The sequence below is a fragment of the Kitasatospora sp. NPDC051164 genome (genome assembly GCF_044455625.1).
Classification (GTDB): domain Bacteria; phylum Actinomycetota; class Actinomycetes; order Streptomycetales; family Streptomycetaceae; genus Kitasatospora.
Map to the genome: position 1 here is coordinate 65,210 of NZ_JBITFB010000029.1, position 19,554 is coordinate 84,763.

Consider the following 19,554-nt stretch of genomic DNA (forward strand, 5'->3'; position numbering starts at 1 on the left):
GAAACGGCCGTAGTGGCCGGAAGAAGGTGTGCGGAAGCGGCCGCCGGGCGTGTTGTCGCAGCTGTACGCCCTGCGGCCGCTTCCGGAGGGCCGTGCCGGACCCAGGCGGACCAGGCCGGGTCCGTGACGGGGCACGGCGCTCCGCCGGGACGGACCCGCACGCCCGTCGACCGGCGGTTCGAGGGGGCCGCCCGCGACGTGGTCCGTCGGCGGGCGGCCCGGGGATCACTCGGCGATCCGGTACTCCTCCAGGAGCCGGCGTCCGACGATCATCTTCTGGATCTCCGCAGTACCTTCACCGATGAGCAGCATCGGGGCCTCGCGGTAGAGGCGCTCGATCTCGTACTCCTTGGAGAATCCGTAGCCGCCGTGGATGCGGAAGGCGTCCTCGACGACCTCCTTGCAGTACTCGGAGGCGAGGTACTTGGCCATGCCGGCCTCGAGGTCGTTGCGCTCGCCGCTGTCCTTCTTGCGGGCGGCCATGACCATCATCTGGTGGGCGGCCTCGACCTTGGTGGCCATCTCGGCGAGCTTGAACTGGATGGCCTGGTGCTCGGCGATCTTCTTGCCGAACGTGGAGCGCTGCTGGGCGTAGGAGATGCCCAGCTCGAAGGCGCGGCGGGCGACGCCGCAGCCGCGGGCGGCGACGTTGACGCGGCCGACCTCGACGCCGTCCATCATCTGGTAGAAGCCGCGGCCCGGGACGCCGCCGAGGACGCGGTCGGCCGGGATCCGGACGTCCTGCAGCACCAGCTCGGTGGTGTCGACGCCCTTGTAGCCCATCTTCTCGATCTTGCCGGGCACGGTCAGGCCGGGAACCGAGGGGTTCGGGCCGAAACCGGCCTCCTTCTCGATGAGGAAGGTGGTCATGTTCTTGTACGGGCTGCTGCCGCCCTCGTCGGTCTTGCACAGGACCGCGACGAGGGTGGAGGTGCCGCCGTTGGTGAGCCACATCTTCTGGCCGTTGAGGACGTAGAACTCCCCGTCCTTGACGCCCTTGGTGGAGATGGCCGAAACATCGGAGCCGAGGCCGGGCTCGGACATCGAGAAGGCGCCGCGGATTTCGCCGGCGGCCATCTTCGGCAGGAAGTAGTCCTTCTGTTCCTGGGTGCCGTGGGCGTTGATCATGTGCGCCACGATGAAGTGGGTGTTGACGATGCCGGAGACCGACATCCAGCCGCGGGCGATCTCCTCGACCACCAGGGCGTAGGTGAGCAGCGACTCGCCGAGGCCGCCGAACTCCTCGGGGATGGTGAGCCCGAAGAGGCCGAGCTGCTTCATGCCCTCGACGATGGCGGTCGGGTACTCGTCCTTGTGCTCCAGCTCGGTCGCGACCGGAATGATCTCCTTGTCGACGAAATCCCGCACGGTGGCGAGGATGTCCCGCTGGATCTCGGTGAGGCCGTCGGTCTGTGCGAGGCGTCCCATCGTGCGGCTCCGGAAAGGTCTAAGAGGGCGGGGGGGGGGATTGCGGGGGCCCTGCCGGCGTGGCAGCAGGGCCCCCGTTACCGGGTGGGGGTCGGCCGATGACGGCGGCCTGCCCGTCCGGGGTCTCCAGGGGAGAGGGGAGTCAGGAGAGCGGGGTCGGGCGGCCGGGCTGCTCGCCGCCCCGCTCCTTGATGTACGTCTCGGTCGGCACCATCACCTTGCGGCGGAAGATGCAGACGACCGTGCCGTCCTGCTTGTACCCCTTGGTCTCGACGTAGACGATGCCGCGGTCGTCCTTGGACTTGGACGGCCACTTGTCGAGCACGGTGGTCTCGCCGTAGATGGTGTCGCCGTGGAAGGTCGGCGCGATGTGGCGCAGCGACTCGATCTCCAGGTTGGCGATCGCCTTGCCGGAGACGTCCGGGACGGACATGCCGAGCAGCAGCGAGTAGACGTAGTTGCCCACGACGACGTTCTTGCCGAAGTCCGTCGTCTTCTCCGCATAGTTGGTGTCCATGTGGAGCGGGTGGTGGTTCATGGTGAGCAGGCAGAAGAGGTGGTCGTCGTACTCGGTGACCGTCTTGCCGGGCCAGTGCTTGTAGACCGCGCCGACCTCGAACTCCTCGTAGGTGCGTCCGAACTGCATGGCTCAGGCCTCCGGGATCTCGAACTTGGTGGTGCGCTCCATGCCCGCGGCCCGGCCCTTGCCGGAGATGACCAGGGCCATCTTGCGGCTGGCCTCGTCGATCATCTCGTCGCCGAGCATCGCGGAGCCCTTGGCGCCACCCGCCTCGGAGGTGCAGTAGTCGTAGGCGTCGAGGATCAGCTCGGCGTGGTCGTAGTCCTCCTGCGAGGGCGAGTAGATCTCGTTCGCGGCGGCGACCTGGTCCGGGTGGAGCACCCACTTGCCGTCGAAGCCGAGGGCGGCGGAGCGGCCGGCGACCTCGCGGTAGCCCTCCTGGTTACGGATCTGCAGGTACGGGCCGTCGATCGCCTGCAGGTCGTTGGCGCGGGCGGCCATCAGGATGCGCATCAGGATGTAGTGGTAGGCGTCGGCCGGGTAGCCGGGCGGCTGCTGGCCGACGACCAGGGACTTCATGTTGATGGAGGCCATGAAGTCGGCGGGGCCGAAGATGATGGTCTCCAGCCGGGGCGAGGCCTCGGCGATGGCGTCGACGTTGATCAGGCCCTTGGCGTTCTCGATCTGCGCCTCGATGCCGATCTTGCCGACCTCGAAGCCCATGGTCTTCTCGATCTGGGTGAGCAGGAGGTCGAGGGCCTTGACCTGCTCGGCGTCCTGGACCTTGGGCAGCATGATGCAGTCGAGGTTGGGGCCGGCGCCCTCGACGACGGTGATCACGTCGCGGTAGGTCCAGTGCGTCGTCCAGTCGTTGACCCGGACGACCTTGGTCTTGTTTCCCCAGTCGCCGTTGTTCAGGGCGTCGACGATGGTGTGGCGGGCGCTCTCCTTGACCAGCGGGGCGCAGGCGTCCTCGAGGTCGAGGAAGACCTGGTCGGCCGGGAGGCCCTGGGCCTTCTCCAGGAAGCGCGGGTTGCTGCCCGGTACGGCGAGGCAGGAGCGGCGCGGGCGCAGGCGGTTCACGTTCGTCATGAGGGTGGGTCTGTTCCTTCCCAGTGGTCAGCTGGTCAGCTGGTCAGTTCGTGGCCGAGGTCGGTGCGGGCGTCCACGGCTGGAGCTTGTTGGCGAGCCGGATCTCGTCCACGATCCGGCCGATGATGGTCGTGATGCCGAAGTCCTTCGGGGTGAACACGGCGGCGACGCCGGCGGCCTTGAGGGCCTCGCCGTCCGCTGCCGGGATGATGCCACCCACGATCACCGGGACATCCTGCACCCCGGCGCGGTTCAGGCGCTTCAGGACGTCGGGCACCAGCTCGCAGTGCGCGCCGGAGAGGATCGACAGGCCCACGCAGTGGACGTCCTCCGCGACGGCGGCGGAGACGATCTGCTCCGGGGTCAGCCGGATGCCCTGGTAGACCACCTCGAACCCGGCGTCGCGGGCCCGGACGGCGATCTGCTCGGCGCCGTTGGAGTGCCCGTCCAGGCCGGGCTTGCCGACCAGCAGGCGCAGCTTGCCGGCGCCCAGTTCCGCGGCGGTCGCGGCGACCGCGGCGCGGACCTGCTCCAGCTCCCCGCCGGGCTCGGCGGCGACCGCGACGGGCGCGCCGCCGACGCCGGTGGGGGCGCGGTACTCGCCGAAGACCTCGCGCAGGGCGAAGGACCACTCGCCGGTGGTGACGCCGGCCCGGGCGCAGGCGAGCGTGGCCGGCATCAGGTTGGCCTCGGTGGCGGCGACGGCCTTGAGCTCGGCCAGCGACTCCTGGACGGCGACCTCGTCGCGCTGTCCGCGCCAGGCCTCCAGGGCGGCGAGCACGGACTGCTCGGAGGCCGGGTCGACGACCATGATCGCGGTGTCGAGGTCGGCGGTGAGCGGGCTCGGCTCGGTGGTGTCGAAGCAGTTGACTCCGATGATCTTGTCCTCGCCGGACTCGATCCGGGCCCGGCGGGCGGCGTGCGAGGCGACCAGGTTGGACTTCAGGTAGCCGGACTCCACAGCCGGGATGATGCCTCGGTTGCCGGCCTTGACGCCCATCTCCAGCACCTTGGCGATCTCGGCCTCCGCGCCGGCCAGCAGCTCGGCGGTCTTGGTCTCGATCACCTCGGAGCCGTTGAAGATGTCGCCGTACTCCAGCAGGTCCGACTCGTACGCCAGCACCTGCTGGATCCGCAGCGACCACTGCTGGTCCCACGGGCGGGGCAGGCCGAGCGCCTCGTTCCAGGCGGGCAGCTGGACGGCCCGGGCGCGGGCGTCCTTGGAGAGGGTGACGGCCAGCATCTCCAGGACGATCCGCTGGACGTTGTTCTCCGGCTGGGCTTCGGTCAGGCCGAGGGAGTTGACCTGGACGCCGTAGCGGAAGCGGCGCTGCTTGGGGTCCGTCACGCCGTAGCGCTCCAGGGTGACCTTCTCCCACAGCCGGGCGAAGGCGCGCATCTTGCACATCTCCTCGACGAAGCGCACGCCGGCGTTCACGAAGAAGGAGATCCGGGCGACCACGTCGCCCATCCGCTCGGCGGGCACCTGGCCGGAGTCGCGGACGGCGTCGAGCACCGAGATGGCGGTGCACATCGCGTACGCGATCTCCTGGACGGGCGTGGCCCCGGCCTCCTGCAGGTGGTAGCTGCAGATGTTGATCGGGTTCCACTTGGGGATGTTGCCGACCGTGTAGGCGATCATGTCGGTGATCAGCCGCACCGACGGGCCGGGCGGGAAGACGTGCGTCCCGCGCGACAGGTACTCCTTGACGATGTCGTTCTGGGTGGTGCCGGTGAGCTTGGCGATGTCGGCGCCCTGCTCCTCGGCGACCACCTGGTAGAGCGCCAGCAGCCACATCGCGGTGGCGTTGATCGTCATGGAGGTGTTGGTCTGCTCGAGCGGGATGCCGTCGAACAGGGCGCGCATGTCGCCCACGTGGCCGACCGGGACGCCGACCCGGCCCACCTCGCCGCGGGCGAGGATGTGGTCGGAGTCGTAGCCGGTCTGGGTCGGCAGGTCGAAGGCGACGGACAGGCCGGTCTGGCCCTTCGCCAGGTTCCGCCGGTAGAGCGCGTTGGAGTCGCTCGCGGTGGAGTGGCCGGCGTAGGTACGCATCAGCCAGGGCCGGTCCCGCTTCTGGGGTTCGGTCATCGGATCGGTCTCACACGTTCCGGAAGCGGTTGATGGCGGGCAGGTGCTTCTCGCGGAGCTCCCGGTCGCGCACGCCGAGGCCCTCCTCGGGGGCCAGGCAGAGCACGCCGACCTTGCCCTGGTGCTTGTTGTGGTGCACGTCGAGGGCGGCCTGGCCGGTCTCCTCCAGGGAGTAGACCTTGGACAGGGTCGGGTGGATCTTGCCCTTGGCGACCAGGCGGTTGGCCTCGAAGGCCTCGCGGTAGTTCGCGAAGTGCGAGCCGACGATGCGCTTGAGCGACATCCACAGGTAGCGGTTGTCGTACTGGTGCATGTAGCCGGAGGTGGAGGCGCAGGTGACGATGGTGCCGCCCTTGCGGGTGACGTACACCGAGGCGCCGAAGGTCTCGCGGCCCGGGTGCTCGAAGACGATGTCGACGTCCTCGCCGCCGGTGAACTCGCGGATCTTGGAGCCCAGGCGCTTCCACTCGCGCGGGTCCTGGTTGTTCTCGTCCTTCCAGAACCGGTAGCCCTCGGCGGAGCGGTCGATGATCGCCTCGGCGCCCATGGCGCGGCAGATGTCCGCCTTGGCCTCGCTGGAGACCACGCAGATCGGGGTGGCGCCGCCGGCCAGTGCGTACTGGGTGGCGTACGAGCCGAGGCCGCCGCTGGCGCCCCAGATCAGCACGTTGTCGCCCTGCTTCATGCCGGCACCGTTGCGCGAGACAAGCTGGCGGTAGGCGGTGGAGTTGACCAGGCCGGGGGAGGCGGCCTCCTCCCAGGTGAGGTGCTTCGGCTTGGGCAGCAGCTGGTTGGTCTTCACCAGCGCGACCTGGGCCAGGCCGCCGAAGTTGGTCTCGAAGCCCCAGATGCGCTGCTCCGGGTCCATCATCGTGTCGTTGTGGCCGTCCGGGGACTCCAGTTCGACCGAGAGGCAGTGCGCGACGACCTCGTCGCCGGGCTTCCAGGCGTTGACCCCGGCGCCGGTGCGCAGCACGACGCCCGCGAGGTCGGAACCGAGGACGTGGTACGGCAGGTCGTGGCGCTTGGTGAGCGGGGACAGCCGGCCGTAGCGCTCCAGGAAGCCGAAGGTGGAGACCGGCTCGAAGATCGAGCTCCAGACGGTGTTGTAGTTCACCGAGCTGGCCATGACGGCGACCAGGGCCTCGCCCGGGCCCAGCTCGGGCAGGGCGACCTCGTCGAGGTGAAGGGACTTGCGAGGGTCCTTGTCGCGGCTGTCGAGGCCCGCGAACATCTGCTCCTCGTCCTTGTGGAGCGTCACCGCTCGGTAGGACTCGGGGAGCTTGATCGCTGCGAAGTCCGCCGACGTGCTGTCGGTGCTGAGGATCGCGTCGAGGATTTCCTGCATGGCTGCCTCCGAAGGCGTACCTGTGTGAGGGTCACAGGGCGTCTGGGGGAACCGGGAGCGGACACCGGCTTCGCTGAGTTGGGTGGTGGGCGGGTCAGGCTGGGCGCCCGGTGTGGACCGGGCCGGGCTGGCACTGCTCCCGGGGTGTGGGAACACCGGACGACGGCGCGCCGAGGTGGGGAGCCGCGGCGCCGCGACTGGTGAGTAACAAGGTAGTGGCACCCTGTGCCACTCGTAAAGACACCGGGTGCCAGGAATTCCCGAGGCTCGGAACGGGCCGAAACGGCGCGTGACGCGCGTTGCGCGAGTAGCCGAAAGGCCCGCGCCGACGAATCGACGCGGGCCTTCGATGCTGCTCTGACCTGCGAGAATGCCGGGCTTACGACTCCCGGGCGCCGCTCAGTGCGGCCCGGATGCTGTCCACCACGACATCCAGCGGGGCATCCGTCCGGGCGACTGTGATGAGCACCTCACCCCCGGGGCTGGCACTCAGTACGCTCTCCGCCACGATGTCACCGGGTGCCCCACTGGCACCGGGTGCCACCAGGGATCCCCGGCGTCTGGCCCCCGGGGCACTGGCCGCCCAGAAGGTCCGCCGGATCACCTCGAAGGAGTGGTCCAGCTGCGCCTCCACGTCTCCCCGGCCGCCGGCCCGCAGCCAGCGCCGCAGCACGTGGTTGTGCGCCGCGACGACCGCCGCCGCCGACACCTCGGCCAGCATCGAGTCGTCCTCGCCGCCGCGCTGCCAGCCGGACGGGATGGACTCGCTGGTGTCGAACCGGCCCAGCAGGTACCGGGTGAACAGCCGCTCGTAGCGGGCCACCACGGCGATCTCCCGCTCGCGCAGTGCCGGGACCTGACGGATCAGCTGGTACCGCGCGACCGACACCCCCGGGGTGGAGGCGTACATCCGCAGCACCTCCTTGATGCCGCGGCAGACCACGTCCAGCGGGTGCTCCTCCGGCTCGGCGCTGGCGAGCAGGTCGGCCACCCGCACGAGGGTGTCGTCGTGGTCCGGGAAGATCGCCTCCTCCTTCGACCGGAAGTACCGGAAGAAGGTGCGCCGGGCCACCCCGGCGGCGGCCGCGATCTGGTCGACCGTGGTCTCCTCGTAACCCTGCGAGGCGAACAGCTCCATCGCGGCCGTGGCCAGGTCCTGACGCATCTGCTGACGCTGCGCCGCCGCCCGGCGGCTGCCCGGCCCGGCCTCCGGCCCGGTGCCCCCGGTCGAGGGGGCCGTCCGGTCGGCGCGGTCGGCGCCGTGCGAACCGGCGGGGTGCTGCGGGGAGGCTGACTGAACCCGATCCATGTCCGGAACGCTACACGGCCCCGCGGGCGCGGCCGCGGGCCTTCCCCGGCGCACCGGGGCGACCGGGCCGGCCACGGCCGGCCGTGGCCAGCGCGCGGACACCGTCCCCGGGCTCCAGCCGGGCCGCGCGGCGGGCGCCGCCCCGTACGGGTCGCCGCCCCCCGGCTGCGGCGTGGTCACCGGCGCGCGTGGTCGCGGAAGCCGCGGCCGGTCTTGCGGCCCAGGCAGCCCGCCGCGACCAGGTGCTCCAGCAGCGGCGCGGCGGCCAGGCCGGGCTCGCGGAACTCCTGGTGCAGCACCTGCTCGATGGTCAGCGAGACGTCCAGGCCGACCACGTCCAGCAGCTCGAACGGGCCCATCGGGTAGCCGCAGCCGAGCTTCATCGCGGTGTCGATGTCGTCCACCGTCGCGTAGTGCTCCTGCAGCATCCGCACCGCGTCGTTCAGGTAGGGGAAGAGCAGCGCGTTGACGATGAAGCCGGCCCGGTCGCCGCACTCCACCGGGTGCTTGCGGACCTTGGCGGTCAGCTCCAGCACGGTCGCGGTGACGTCCGGCGCGGTCAGCACGGTGGAGACCACCTCGACCAGCTTCATGGCCGGCGCCGGGTTGAAGAAGTGCATGCCGATCACGTCCTGCGGCCGCGAGGTGGCGGTCGCGCAGCTGATCACCGGCAGCGAGGAGGTGGTGGTGGCGAGCACCGCACCCGGCTTGACGATCTTGTCCAGGGTGGCGAACAGCTCCCGCTTGACCTCCAGGTCCTCGGCCACCGCCTCGACCACCAGGTCGACGTCGGCCAGCTCGGCGTACCGGCCGACCGGGGTGACCAGCGCCAGCGCGGCGTCCCGCTGCTCGGCGGACATCCGGCCCTTGGCGACCGAGCGCTCCAGGGACTTGGCCAGCTGTGCCTTGGCCCGGTCGGCCTTCTCCTGGCTGCGGGCGGCCAGCAGCACCGGGTGTCCGGCCTTGGCGAACACCTCGGCGATGCCGGTGGCCATGGTGCCCGAGCCGCAGACACCGACGGTGCGGACCTCGCGGCCCGGCACCTTCGGCAGCGCCGGCCCGGTGGCCGCGTCCACGGCCTTCGAGGAGCCCGGCGCCTCGTAGGTGTAGAAGCCGCGGCCGGTCTTGCGACCGAGCAGCCCGGCCGCGACCAGCTGGCCGAGGATCGGGGCGGGGGCGTGCAGGCGGTCCCGGGACTGCTCGTACATCGCCTCCAGGACGGTGCGCGCGGTGTCGACGCCGATCAGGTCGAGCAGCGCCAGCGGGCCCATCGGCAGTCCGCAGCCGAGCCGCATCGCGGCATCGATGTCCTCCCGTGAGGCGTACTTGGACTCGTACATCGAGGCGGCCTGGTTCAGGTACGCGAACAGCAGGCCGTTCACCACGAAGCCGGCCCGGTCGCCGGCTGCCACCGGCTCCTTGCCGAGGTCCCGGGCGAAGGCGGCGGCGTCCTCGGCGGTCTGCGGGGAGGTCAACACGGTGCGGACCACCTCGACCAGCTTCATGGTGTGCACCGGGTTGAAGAAGTGCAGGCCCAGCACTCGCTCCGGACGGGCGGTCGCGGCGGCGATCCGGGTCACCGAGAGCGCGGTGGTGCCGGTGGCCAGCACGGTGGCCGGCGGGCAGATCCGGTCCAGCTCGGCGAAGATCTCCCGCTTCAGCTCCAGCTGCTCGGGCACCTCCTCGATCACCAGGTCCGCTCCGGTGGCGGCCGCCAGCTCGTGTCCGACCGAGATCCGGGCCAGCAGCCCGGCGCGCTCCTCGGCGGTGAGCCGCTCCCGGTCGACCGCGTGCGCGGTCGCCTCCTCGATCCGGGCCAACGCCCGGGCGGCCGAGTCCTCGGTGGCCTCGATGCCGATCACCCGGCGGCCGCTCTTGGCGACCGCCACCGCGACGCCGGCACCCATCGTGCCGAGGCCGACGACGGCAACAGTGGGGAAGGGACGCTCCATCTGTCCTGAACTCCTAGTCATGAAGGGCCCGCGCGTGCTCCGGCGGGCACGCCGCCGCGCCCGGACACCGGGGGCGGCCGCCGCCGGAGGAGGGTTCACGCGCGGGGGCTTGGGGAGATGACGGGGTTCGGCCCACCAGGGCAGCGGCCGGTCCGCTCCGGCCGAACTGCGGGTGTGCCGTGGTACTCAGGCGCTCGAAGGTGAAGGAAGCGGCTCTGATGCGAGGAGAAACCCGGCCCGCCGCGGTTCGCGGCGCCGGCCGGTGAAAACGCACCGCGCGAGCGCCGCAGACACGGCGATCGCAGGCTCCCGCCGGTGCGGCTCCCGAAGCCCGGCGATGGTGCGTGCGGCCACTGTAGCGAAGCTACTCACCGGTAGGAAGGGGGCGTGCGCGGAAACCCGTTCGGGCGCGGGCCCGGCCTTCGCTAGGGTGATCGACGCGGGGGCGGCTCCGCGGCGTGCTTCCTTCTCCTCATCTTCCAATGAACCGAGTGCGCCCACTCTCCGCCCCCGCTTTGTCGTATCCACCGGGGGAAGAGCAGTGAAGAAGCAGAACACCGCCGCGGCCGGGACGGCCCTGGCCACCTACCTGCTGCGCCGCCACGGGATGTTCCCGGTCGAAGCCGGGGCCCCGCCCGAGGAACCGCAGCCGTGGACGGCCAAGGGCCTGGTCGCCCTCGAGGCCGACCTGGCGCAGAGCGGGTACGTACTGACCCGCGACCTGCGCACCGCCCTCGGCCGACTGCGCCCGGCGGACCTGGCCGCGACCGGAAACCGGCTGCTGCGGGAGATCGACGCCATGCTCGGCGCCGACCGCCGCCACGACCCGCTGTTCCGCCGCTTCCCCGACAGCGTGCCCTCGCACGCGCACGCCTCCTACTCCGCGATGATCCGGGGCTTCCTGCTCTGCCAGGCGAGCCAGATCTGCCTGCTGTGCGCGCGCGGCAGCGTCGAGGCCGGCGTCGGCGCCCTCGCCCCGTGCGCCCACCTGCTGTGCGGTGAGTGCTACGAGGAACTGGTCGAGGAGGGCCACGGCCGCAGCTGCCCGATCTGCGACGCCCCGCTGGAGCGGCCGCGCCACCTGAGGCCCGACACCAAGGGCGCCCGCGCCGTCGCCGACGGCCTCCCGCCCGGCAACCTCCTCAAGCCGCTGCGCCTCGCCGAGGCCGTCACGCTCACCGAACTCGCCGGCACCGCGCTGGCCGCCCTGCTCGCCCGGCAGACCCCGCTGAGCCCGCAGGACCGCGAGGACCTCACGCTGCTCCTCGACCACACCCCGGCCGACCCGGCCGCCTGGCTGCCCGCCGAGATCCCCGTCCGGGAGAGCCGCGCCACCGTGCTGGCCGCACTGCTGCGCCGCGACCCGGAGCGCGCCCGCCCGCTGCTCGCCGGCCACCTCACCACCGCCACCGACGTGCTGCGGCTGATCTGGGCGTGGTCCGGCGCCGAACCGGACCTGCTGCCGGGGACCGCCCGCACCCTGCGGCTGCGGGGCCTGCCCCGCCCGCTGCGGCGCGAACTGCTCGCCGTCCTGGACGCGTTCCCGGTCGGCACCCTCGCCGAGGACCTGCGCCGCCACCGTGAGCCCTGGCTGCGGGTCGGCGAACTGCTCCACCCGTACGAGCACCGCGCCCGCTTCCCGTACGCGGCGGCCGCCTTCGCCGTGCTCCGGCAGAGCGACCTCGACCTGCACGGCCTCGGCCCGCAACTGCGCGAGGCGCCCGCCCCGCTGCGGGTGCGCGAGACGCCGGGCGGGCACACCCGGCTGACCGTCGAGACCTTCGCCGCCGGGGTCGAGCACGCCCTCGAGCAGGGCGACCTGCCCGCCGCCGTCCGGCTGCTGACCCGCCGCCCGGGCGAGCTGGTGCGCCGGCTGCACCACCTGCTGCGGGTGCACGAGACCTGGTTCCCCGGCCGGCCGCTGCCCGCCGAGCTCGCCGAGGCGCTGCCGGGAGCGCTGCGCGCGGTCGCGCCCGGCCCGCTGCTCGGCGCGTACGGGCGGCTGCGAGCCCCGCGCGCGCTCGGCGAGCGACGGCTGTACTTCCCGCGCGGCCGGGTCGCCTCGGCGAAGGCCCGCTCCGACTGGGGCACGCGCGTCCCGGCCGGGCTCAGCGCGCCGGTCTGCGCCCTGATCGAGGCCGAACTGCTGCGCCGGGCCGAGCGGTCGGTGCGGGAGGCGGGGCGCTACGAGGTGGCCGTGCTGGACGACGGCCTGGCCGACCTGGTGGTGCCCTTTGCCGAGCGCGCGAGCGCCAAGACCCTGGTCGCCGTGCCGCGCGGCAGCGTGCAGCGGCTCCCGAACGGGGAGCACCTGCGGCTGTTCGTGCACTGGATGCAGCGCCCGCACCAGCGGGTCGACCTCGACCTGTCGGTCGCCTTCTACGACGAGGAGTGGCAGTTCGTCGGGCTGTGCGACTACACCCGCCTGGTCCTCGGTGGGCGAGCCGCCGTCCACTCCGGGGACTACACCACCGCCCCGCCGCCGCACGGCGCCACCGAGTTCGTCGACCTCGACGTGCAGAGGCTGGGCAAGGCCCGTGCCCGGTACGCCGTGGTGGTGGTGTTCAGCTACAACGACGTCCCGTTCGAGGACCTCACCGACGCCTTCGCCGGCTTCATGACCCTGACCCCGTCCGAGGCGGCCCGGCAGCGGAAGGGAAGCTTCCACCCGCAGAGCGTCCGCCAGCGGCTGGACCTCGCCGGGGACGCCAAGATCTGCGTGCCGATGATCGTCGACCTCCAGACCCGCGAGTACACCTGGACCGACCTCAACCCCGGCTCCGGCAGCGGCTTCCACAACCTCGGCCGGCACCACGACAGGATCGGCTCGCTGGCCGAGGACGTGCTGGCGCACTTCGCGCCCGGCGCCCGGGCCACCCTCTGGGACCTCGCCTGCGCGGCCGCCGCGGCCGGCAGCGACGAGGTGCTGGTCCGCGACCGGACGGGCTGCGGGCTGGACGTCTACCGCCGGGGCGCGGACGAGCCGGTCGCCGACTTCGCCGAGCGGCTGCGCGGACGCCACGTGAGCGACCGGCGCACCGAGGAGCGGCCGGACGACACCGCCCGGCTGATCGCCGAACGCCTGACCGACTCCAAGGCGTTCGTGGCGCTGGTGCACGCCGACGTGCAGGCCCCGGCCGGGGCGCACGGGACGTTCTACCGGCTCTACCCGGGCCGGACGGACGCCGCCCCGGACGCCCTGGAGCGGATCACCGCGGGGGAGCTGGTGGCCCGGTTCGCCCCGAACGGGTGAACGGATGGACGGCCTTCCGTTTGGACCACCCGATAGGGGAGTTACGGAAGCCCGACCGGCGGGGCAGCATGGGGACATGACCATCGGAACCGCCACCGCCGGCCCCACCGCGCCCGGTCCCGCCCAGCCGTCCGGTGCCGCCGGGCCGCTCGGCTCCGCCGGGGCGGCCGCCGTCGCGCTGCCCCCGCGCGCCGAGCGGGCCGAGCGCGCCGAGGCGGCCACCGACCGGCTGCGCACCGCCGCCGTCGAGGCGGTGGCCGTCACCTGGGTGGACAACGCGGGCATCACCCGGGTCAAGGCGGTGCCGCTCGGTGCCCTGACGCACGCCGCGCAGTGGGGCGTCGGCACCGCGCCGTGCTTCGACGTGTTCCTCGCCGACGACGCGATCACCACCAGCCCGATCATCGGCGGCCCCACCGGGGACCTCAGGCTCTACCCCGACCTGGAGCGGGTCGTCCCGCTGGCCGCCCAGCCCGGCTGGGCCTGGGCCCCGGGGGACAGGTACACCCAGGCCGGCGCCCCGCACCCCGGCTGCCAGCGACTGTTCGCCCGCCGGGCGGAGGCCGCGGCGGCCGCGCGCGGGCTGGGCATCAAGGCCGGCATCGAGGTCGAGTGGGTGGTCGCCCTCGCCGGCTCCCCACAGGAGGAGCCGCGGTACCCGACGCACGGCCCCGCGTACGGGATGCACCGGCTCACCGACCTCTCCGACTACCTGCGGGACGTCCTGCGGGCCCTCGGCGAGCAGGGGCTGAACGTGCTGCAGATCCACCCCGAGTACTCCCCGGGCCAGTTCGAGGTCTCGGTCGCCCCCGAGGGCCCGGTCGGCGCCGCGGACACCTCCGTCCTGGTCCGGCACACCATCCGCGCCGTCTCCGCCAGGCACGGCCTGCGGGTCTCCTTTGCGCCGGTGGTCGAGGCGGGCGCGGTCGGCAACGGCGGCCACCTGCACCTCAGCCTCTGGCGGGAGGAGCGCAACCTCGGCCACGGCGGCCCCGGGCCGCACGGACTGACCGCCGAGGCCGAGGGCTTCCTCGCCGGGGTGCTCGACGCGCTGCCCGAACTGCTGGTGCTGGGCTGCTCCAGCCCGGCCGGGTACCTGCGGCTGGTGCCCTCGCACTGGGCGGGCGCCTACCAGTGCTGGGGCCTGGAGAACCGCGAAGCCGCGCTGCGCCTGGTGACCGGCTCCACCGGGGAGCGGGCCGCCGCCGCCAACGCCGAGGTCAAGTGCTTCGACGCGAGCGCCAACCCGTACCTCGCGGTCGGCGCGGTGATCGCGACCGGCCTCGCCGGGCTGGACCAACGCCGGGCGCTCCCGCCGGAGTTCACCGGAGACCCGGCGGCCGCCGAGCCCGGCACGGTGCCCCGGCTGCCGGAGAGCCCGACGGAGGCGCTGGCCGCGTACGAGCGCTCGGCGGTGCTGCGCGAGGCGCTCGGCGAGCCGCTGTACCAGGCGGTGCTGGCGGTGCGCCGCGCGGAGAGCGAGCAGTACGCCGCCGCCACGCCCGAGGAGGTGGCCGCGGCCGCCCGCTGGCGGTACTGACCGGTGGCCCGGCCGGAGCCGCCCACGCTGGTCGACCACCACTGCCACAGCGTGGTGGTGGCCGACCTCGCCGACGACGCCCTGGCCGGGCTGCTCACCGAGTCCGACCGCCCGCCCGCGCCCGGCTGCTCGCCCTTCGACAGCGCGCTCGGCCTCGCCGTGCGGCGCTGGTGCCCGCCCGCGCTCGGCCTGCCGGCGCACGCCCCGGCCGCCGACTACCTGGCCCGGCGGCGCGAGTTGGGCGCCGCCGAGGCGACCGGACGGCTGCTCGGCGCGGCCGGGCTGGACACCTGCCTGGTGGACACCGGGCTGACCGCCGCCGCGGGCCTGCCGCTGCTGCCGCTGGGCGAACTGGCCGAGGCCGCCGGGGCGTCGGTGCGTGAGGTGATCCGGCTGGAGTCGGTCGCCGAGTCCGTCACGGCCGGTGCCGAGGAGTGGCCGAGGGCGGTCGCCGAGGCGTTGGCGGCCGCGGCCGACGGGGCCGTCGCCGTGAAGTCGGTGCTCGCCTACCGGCACGGCCTGGCCGCCCCGGCCGAACGCCCTGCCGGGCCGGCCGTGGTGGCCGCGGCCGGCGCCCGGCTGCGCGGCGGGCAGGACCGGCTGACCGACCCGGTCCTGCTGCACCACCTGCTCTGGACGGCCGTGGACGTCTGCGCCGAACTCGGCCTGCCGCTCCAACTCCACACCGGCTTCGGCGATCCGGACCTCACCCTGCACCGGGCCGACCCGTCCCTGCTGACGGACTTCGTGCGCGCCGCCGAGCCCAGCGGCGTCCCGCTGGTGCTGCTGCACTGCTACCCGTACCACCGCCAGGCCGCCTGGCTGGCCCAGGCCTTCCCGACGGTCTTCACCGACCTCGGGCTGACCGCCTCCTACACCGGCCCGCGGGTGGCGGCCGTGCTGGGCGAGATGCTGGAACTGGCGCCATTCGGCAAATTGCTGTTCTCCACCGACGCCTACGGGTTGCCCGAACTTTTCCTGGTGGGCACCTGCCAGTTCCGGCACGGACTGGGTGGGTTGCTGGATCGCTGGCAGGCCGACGGTGCGTGTTCCGCGGCCGACGCGCGACGGCTGGCGCGCCTGATCGCCGCCGACAACGCCCGTCGGCTGTACGGGTTGTAACGGCATCCTAGCTGCTCCGCAGCTGTGCCGCGGCGGCGCGATCCGGTCGGCCGCGAGCCTTCCGAAGCGTGGGGTCGCACGTCGGCGAACCATCACTTTTTAACAATCTTGAACCTGTTGCCCTTGTTGACCTGCGGACTTCCGGCCCCCGTTGTTGATCGAGATGTGACGATTAGATGACTGTCTCTTGCGCTTATCAGCGAATATTCATTAACGTCCCGGTCATTGCCAGTGCACCTGCCAACCGCAGCTGCCGCATGACGACTCGGGAGGGCCAACCCCAATGAGAGTTCCTCGGATCAGCCGGACCCGGTACGCGGCAGTGGGCCTCGTGCTCGCCACCGCCGGCGCCCTCGCGCTCCCGGCCGGCACCGCCGTCGCGGCTCCCTCGGCCGACTCGACGACCGGTCCGCTGCTCAGCTACGTCGTCAACACCAAGGCCAACCACGGTCAGGTGCAGAAGGTCGAGCAGGCCGTCAAGAGCCTCGGCGGCTCCGTTGTCTACTCGTACGAGCAGATCGGCGTCGTGATCGCCCGCTCGACCGACACCAAGTTCGCCGAGAAGCTGCGCCTGGCCAAGGGCGTCGACTCCGTCGGTGCCAGCCGCACCAAGGGCATCACCGCCGCCGACCAGGGCAAGGCCGAGGTCGCCGCCGAGCCTACCGGCACCGCCGCCGCCGGCCAGGAGCCGTACGAGGCCAACCAGTGGGACATGCGTCAGATCGGCGTCGACAAGGCGCACAAGATCTCGCTCGGCAGCCGCAACGTCACCGTCGGCGTGCTGGACTCCGGCATCGACGCCACGCACGAGGACCTGGCCGCCAACGTGGACGCGTCCCAGTCGGTCTCCTGCATCGACGGCGGCAAGCCGAACACCGACTGGAAGGCCTGGCAGCCGGGCCCCGACGGTGACCACGGCACCCACGTGGCCGGCACCATCGCCGCCGCCAAGAACGGCAAGGGCATCGTCGGCATCGCTCCGAACGTCAAGCTCGCCGCTGTGAAGGTCGTCGATGACGGCGGCTTCATCTACCCCGAGTACGCGATCTGCGGCTTCGTGTGGGCCGGTGAGCACCAGTTCAAGGTGACGAACAACAGCTACTACGTCGACCCGTGGATGTTCAACTGCCCCAACGACAAGGACCAGGCGGCCATCACCGCCGCCGTCCGCAAGGCCGTCGCGTTCTCGCAGCGCAAGGGCGTCCTCAACGTCGCCGCGGCGGGCAACGAGAACATCGACCTGGCCCACAAGACCACCGACGTCTCGAGCCCGGACGACACCACCCCCGGCACCCGCCCGGTCACCAACGACTGCCTGTCGCTGCCGACCGAGCTGCCGGGCGTCATCGCCGTCTCCTCCGTGGGCGTCAACGGTGACAAGGCCTACTACTCCAGCTACGGCAAGGGCGTCGTGACCGTCGCCGCGCCGGGTGGCGACAAGCGCTACCAGCTGCCGAACACCCCGGACAAGGACGGCCGCATCCTGTCCACCCTCCCCGGTGGCAAGTACGGCTACATGCAGGGCACCTCGATGGCCTCCCCGCACACCACCGGTGTGCTCGCCCTGCTCGCCAGCACCTTCCCGTGGGCCAGCCCGGACGAGCTGACCGAGATGCTGACCAGCCAGGCCGAGTCCCACCCGTGCCCGACCGGCGAGGTCAACCCGGGCGGCGCCGGCCAGTGGAAGGCCACCTGCGAGGGCGGCGCGGACGACAACGGCTTCTACGGCGCGGGCATCATCAACGCCGAGAAGGCGGTCCAGTGGTGGCGCTGAGGCGCTGACCGCGACCACACCTGATCGCTGAGCCGGGGAGCGGGGCCACGTGGGCCCCGCTTCCCGGTCGCGTTTGAGTACCCGTACTCAGGCCGTTGCCGCGCCCGCCGCCCAGGATGGAGCCGTACCCACCGGAGCCACCACAGGAGTTGAGCGGCATGGCGCAGAGCCTCACCGGCCGGCAGGCCCTTCCCGGCAAGCGGAACCGGCTCGCGCTGGCCCTGGGCGTGGGTCAACTGCTGCTCGCCGCCCCGATGCTCGCCACCCTCGCGACCGGCGGCCTGGTGGTCGCGGTGATGGGCCTGGCCGCCGGCGCTTCGGCGCCCGCGGTGCTGCTCCTCGCCCTGCTGCTCACCGCCGGCCCGCTGATCGGCCTGGGCGTGGCGTTCCTGATCGTCCGGCTGCAGGGGCTGCCCAGGGACGTCGCGTTCCCCGCGGTCAGCTTCGGCCTGCTGCTCGGCACCGCCGTCGAGTACTTCGGCTGGATCCGCCCCGCGCTCGGCTGACCCTGCGGCCGACACTCGGCCGACTCCCGGTCAGCCCTCGTCGACGTGGTGCTCCCAGACCGTCTCCACCGACGGCTTGCCGTGCAGGTCCGGCACCTCCTGCAGCCAGGCCGGGCGCCCGGCCCGGGTCCGGGCCGCCCGCCGCCGTTCGGCCTCGCGCAGCTGCTCGGGCGTGGCGAAGCCCTCCGGCAGCCACTCCCCGGCGAGCACCACCCGGGCGGCCAGATGGGTGACGTACGCGTGCCGGACGGCGTCCGCCGAGTCGAAGCCGGGCTCGTCGGCCAGCCACTCGTCCGGGACCAGCGCCAGCACCTCCTCCAGCAGCGGCACGGTGACCAGCGGGCCGAGCTCCTCGTCGGCCAGCCGGACGTCCGGGGCCGAGCCGCCGAGCGCGTGCGCGCTGAGGTCGTAGCGCTTGCCGACCGAGGCCTCGGCGCCCGCCCAGCGGTGGTGGAAGATCAGCGCGGCGCCGTTGTCGATCAGCCAGAGCCGCCCGTGCCAGACCACCAGGTTGGGGTTGTGCACGGTGCGGTCGACGTTGCCGGTGAGCGCGTCCAGCCAGACCACCCGGCCGGCCTCGACGGAGTCCACCGTGATCATCCCCGGCCGGAAGTCCCGCGCCCCGGGCAGCAGGTCCATCCCGAGGTTGAGGCCCGCGCTGGCCTTGAGCATGTCCTGGATCTCGGTGTCCGGCTCGGCGGCGGCGACGGCCGGGTCGAAGTCCACCAGCCGCAGCTCCGGCACCCGCAGGCCCAGCCGCCGGGCCAGCTCGCCGACGATCACCTCGGCGATCAGCGCCTTGCGGCCCTGCGCGGCCCCGGTGAACTTGACCACGTACGTTCCCAGGTCGTCGGTCTCCACCACGCCGGGAACGGAGCCGCCGGCCCGCAGCGGGTCGACGTAGCGCACTGCAGTCACCAGATCGAGCACACCGGTCACCCTATCCCGAGGCGTCACGGGCGTGACCCTGTGATTGGCTTGCCGGTGAGAGCGCTACCCCCCACACGAGGAGAGCAAGGTCATGGGACAGGTGCAGGCCACCACCGAGCGGGACTACGATGCCGCCCCCGAGCGGGTGTACGAGGCGCTGGCCGACTACCAGGTGACCCGCCCGAAGCTGCTGCCCGCGCAGTACAGCGAGTACGAGGTCCGGGTCGGCGGCACCGGCGCCGGCACCCAGGTGCACTGGAGGCTGCAGGCCACCGAGAAGCGTGTGCGCGACTGCCTCTTCACCGTCTCGGCGCCGACGCCGGACCAGCTGGTGGAGAAGGACGCCAACTCCAGCATGGTGATCACCTGGACCGTCTCCGCCGCCGGCGAGAGCCGCTCCAAGGTCACCGTGACCGCCACCTGGCAGGGCGCGACCGGCATCGGCGGATTCTTCGAGCGCACCTTCGCCCCGAAGGGCCTGAACCGCATCCACGACCAGGTGCTGGCCAACCTGGCCGCCGAGGTCCGCTGAGCTCCACCGAGGTCCGCCGGCGACGCGACCCGGCATGGTGACCGGCGCGATTCGAGCGGGTTGATCCTTCAACGCGCTTGAATCGTGCGGGAATTCGAGCGGCTCGGCCACCCGTGCGAGCCGAAAGCCGTACGGGTGGCCGAACCGCCACCTCCG

General features: G+C 72.3%; 14 protein-coding genes. 6 read left to right on the top strand and 8 right to left on the bottom strand.

Annotation, left to right across the window (positions count from 1 at the left end):
* Positions 1-225: 225 nt before the first annotated feature.
* The 7 genes from ACIBEC_RS35320 to ACIBEC_RS35350 all read right to left on the bottom strand — a co-directional run bounded on the left by ACIBEC_RS35320 (position 226) and on the right by ACIBEC_RS35350 (position 9,741).
* Entirely contained in the window at positions 226-1,428 is a 1,203-nt protein-coding gene (locus ACIBEC_RS35320) for an acyl-CoA dehydrogenase family protein (protein WP_360499597.1), read from the bottom strand.
* A 142-nt stretch (positions 1,429-1,570) separates the two neighbouring features.
* Positions 1,571-2,074, bottom strand: coding sequence for a MaoC family dehydratase (locus ACIBEC_RS35325; RefSeq protein ID WP_360499599.1), 504 nt, complete (start codon positions 2,072-2,074; stop codon positions 1,571-1,573).
* Between the two features lie 3 nt (positions 2,075-2,077).
* Entirely contained in the window at positions 2,078-3,040 is a 963-nt protein-coding gene (locus tag ACIBEC_RS35330) for a CoA ester lyase (RefSeq protein ID WP_360499601.1), read from the bottom strand.
* A 43-nt stretch (positions 3,041-3,083) separates the two neighbouring features.
* On the bottom strand, positions 3,084-5,132 hold the full coding sequence (locus ACIBEC_RS35335; protein WP_360499603.1) for a protein meaA: 2,049 nt from the start codon (positions 5,130-5,132) through the stop codon (positions 3,084-3,086).
* Between the two features lie 10 nt (positions 5,133-5,142).
* A complete protein-coding gene (ccrA, locus tag ACIBEC_RS35340) occupies positions 5,143-6,480 on the bottom strand; it encodes a crotonyl-CoA carboxylase/reductase (RefSeq protein WP_360499605.1) in 1,338 nt (445 codons plus the stop codon).
* Positions 6,481-6,859: 379 nt separating this feature from the next.
* Positions 6,860-7,789, bottom strand: coding sequence for a TetR family transcriptional regulator (locus ACIBEC_RS35345; RefSeq protein WP_360499607.1), 930 nt, complete (start codon positions 7,787-7,789; stop codon positions 6,860-6,862).
* Between the two features lie 176 nt (positions 7,790-7,965).
* A complete protein-coding gene (locus tag ACIBEC_RS35350; protein WP_360499609.1) occupies positions 7,966-9,741 on the bottom strand; it encodes a 3-hydroxybutyryl-CoA dehydrogenase in 1,776 nt (591 codons plus the stop codon).
* Between the two features lie 541 nt (positions 9,742-10,282).
* On the opposite strand from ACIBEC_RS35350, the gene ACIBEC_RS35355 reads away from it, so the two are divergent.
* The 5 genes from ACIBEC_RS35355 (at position 10,283) to ACIBEC_RS35375 (ending at position 17,936) form a co-directional block, all read left to right on the top strand.
* Positions 10,283-12,994: an MXAN_6230/SCO0854 family RING domain-containing protein gene (locus ACIBEC_RS35355; RefSeq protein WP_360499611.1), complete on the top strand. Its 2,712-nt coding sequence runs from the start codon at positions 10,283-10,285 to the stop codon at positions 12,992-12,994.
* Positions 12,995-13,070: 76 nt separating this feature from the next.
* Positions 13,071-14,534, top strand: coding sequence for a glutamine synthetase family protein (locus ACIBEC_RS35360; RefSeq protein ID WP_360499613.1), 1,464 nt, complete (start codon positions 13,071-13,073; stop codon positions 14,532-14,534).
* A gap of 3 nt (positions 14,535-14,537) precedes the next feature.
* Positions 14,538-15,656 carry an amidohydrolase family protein gene (locus ACIBEC_RS35365; RefSeq protein ID WP_360499615.1) on the top strand — a complete coding sequence of 373 codons (1,119 nt, stop codon included), beginning with the start codon at positions 14,538-14,540 and terminating at the stop codon, positions 15,654-15,656.
* 283 nt (positions 15,657-15,939) lie between these two features.
* Positions 15,940-17,430, top strand: a complete 1,491-nt coding sequence (locus ACIBEC_RS35370; protein ID WP_360499617.1) for a S8 family serine peptidase — start codon at positions 15,940-15,942, stop codon at positions 17,428-17,430.
* Positions 17,431-17,588: 158 nt separating this feature from the next.
* Positions 17,589-17,936 carry a hypothetical protein gene (locus ACIBEC_RS35375; protein WP_360499619.1) on the top strand — a complete coding sequence of 116 codons (348 nt, stop codon included), beginning with the start codon at positions 17,589-17,591 and terminating at the stop codon, positions 17,934-17,936.
* A 30-nt stretch (positions 17,937-17,966) separates the two neighbouring features.
* On the opposite strand, the gene ACIBEC_RS35380 is transcribed toward ACIBEC_RS35375, so the two are convergent.
* Complete coding sequence (locus ACIBEC_RS35380) at positions 17,967-18,866, bottom strand: HipA family kinase (protein WP_360499621.1); 900 nt, start codon at positions 18,864-18,866, stop codon at positions 17,967-17,969.
* A 91-nt stretch (positions 18,867-18,957) separates the two neighbouring features.
* Between ACIBEC_RS35380 and ACIBEC_RS35385 the strand changes: the two genes are divergently transcribed.
* The gene (locus ACIBEC_RS35385; RefSeq protein WP_360499623.1) at positions 18,958-19,398 is read left to right on the top strand and encodes an SRPBCC family protein; all 441 of its coding nucleotides are present in this window, start codon (positions 18,958-18,960) and stop codon (positions 19,396-19,398) included.
* The last annotated feature ends 156 nt before the right edge of the window (positions 19,399-19,554 follow it).

What these genes read in the sequence shown, in the direction of transcription:
- ACIBEC_RS35320 (WP_360499597.1), bottom strand. Translation starts at nt 1,428, where the DNA reads ATGGGACGCCTCGCACAGACCGACGGCCTCACCGAGATCCAGCGGGAC.
- ACIBEC_RS35325 (WP_360499599.1), bottom strand. Translation starts at nt 2,074, where the DNA reads ATGCAGTTCGGACGCACCTACGAGGAGTTCGAGGTCGGCGCGGTCTAC.
- ACIBEC_RS35330 (WP_360499601.1), bottom strand. Translation starts at nt 3,040, where the DNA reads ATGACGAACGTGAACCGCCTGCGCCCGCGCCGCTCCTGCCTCGCCGTA.
- ACIBEC_RS35335 (WP_360499603.1), bottom strand. Translation starts at nt 5,132, where the DNA reads ATGACCGAACCCCAGAAGCGGGACCGGCCCTGGCTGATGCGTACCTAC.
- ccrA (WP_360499605.1), bottom strand. Translation starts at nt 6,480, where the DNA reads ATGCAGGAAATCCTCGACGCGATCCTCAGCACCGACAGCACGTCGGCG.
- ACIBEC_RS35345 (WP_360499607.1), bottom strand. Translation starts at nt 7,789, where the DNA reads ATGGATCGGGTTCAGTCAGCCTCCCCGCAGCACCCCGCCGGTTCGCAC.
- ACIBEC_RS35350 (WP_360499609.1), bottom strand. Translation starts at nt 9,741, where the DNA reads ATGGAGCGTCCCTTCCCCACTGTTGCCGTCGTCGGCCTCGGCACGATG.
- ACIBEC_RS35360 (WP_360499613.1), top strand. Translation starts at nt 13,071, where the DNA reads ATGACCATCGGAACCGCCACCGCCGGCCCCACCGCGCCCGGTCCCGCC.
- ACIBEC_RS35370 (WP_360499617.1), top strand. Translation starts at nt 15,940, where the DNA reads ATGAGAGTTCCTCGGATCAGCCGGACCCGGTACGCGGCAGTGGGCCTC.
- ACIBEC_RS35375 (WP_360499619.1), top strand. Translation starts at nt 17,589, where the DNA reads ATGGCGCAGAGCCTCACCGGCCGGCAGGCCCTTCCCGGCAAGCGGAAC.
- ACIBEC_RS35385 (WP_360499623.1), top strand. Translation starts at nt 18,958, where the DNA reads ATGGGACAGGTGCAGGCCACCACCGAGCGGGACTACGATGCCGCCCCC.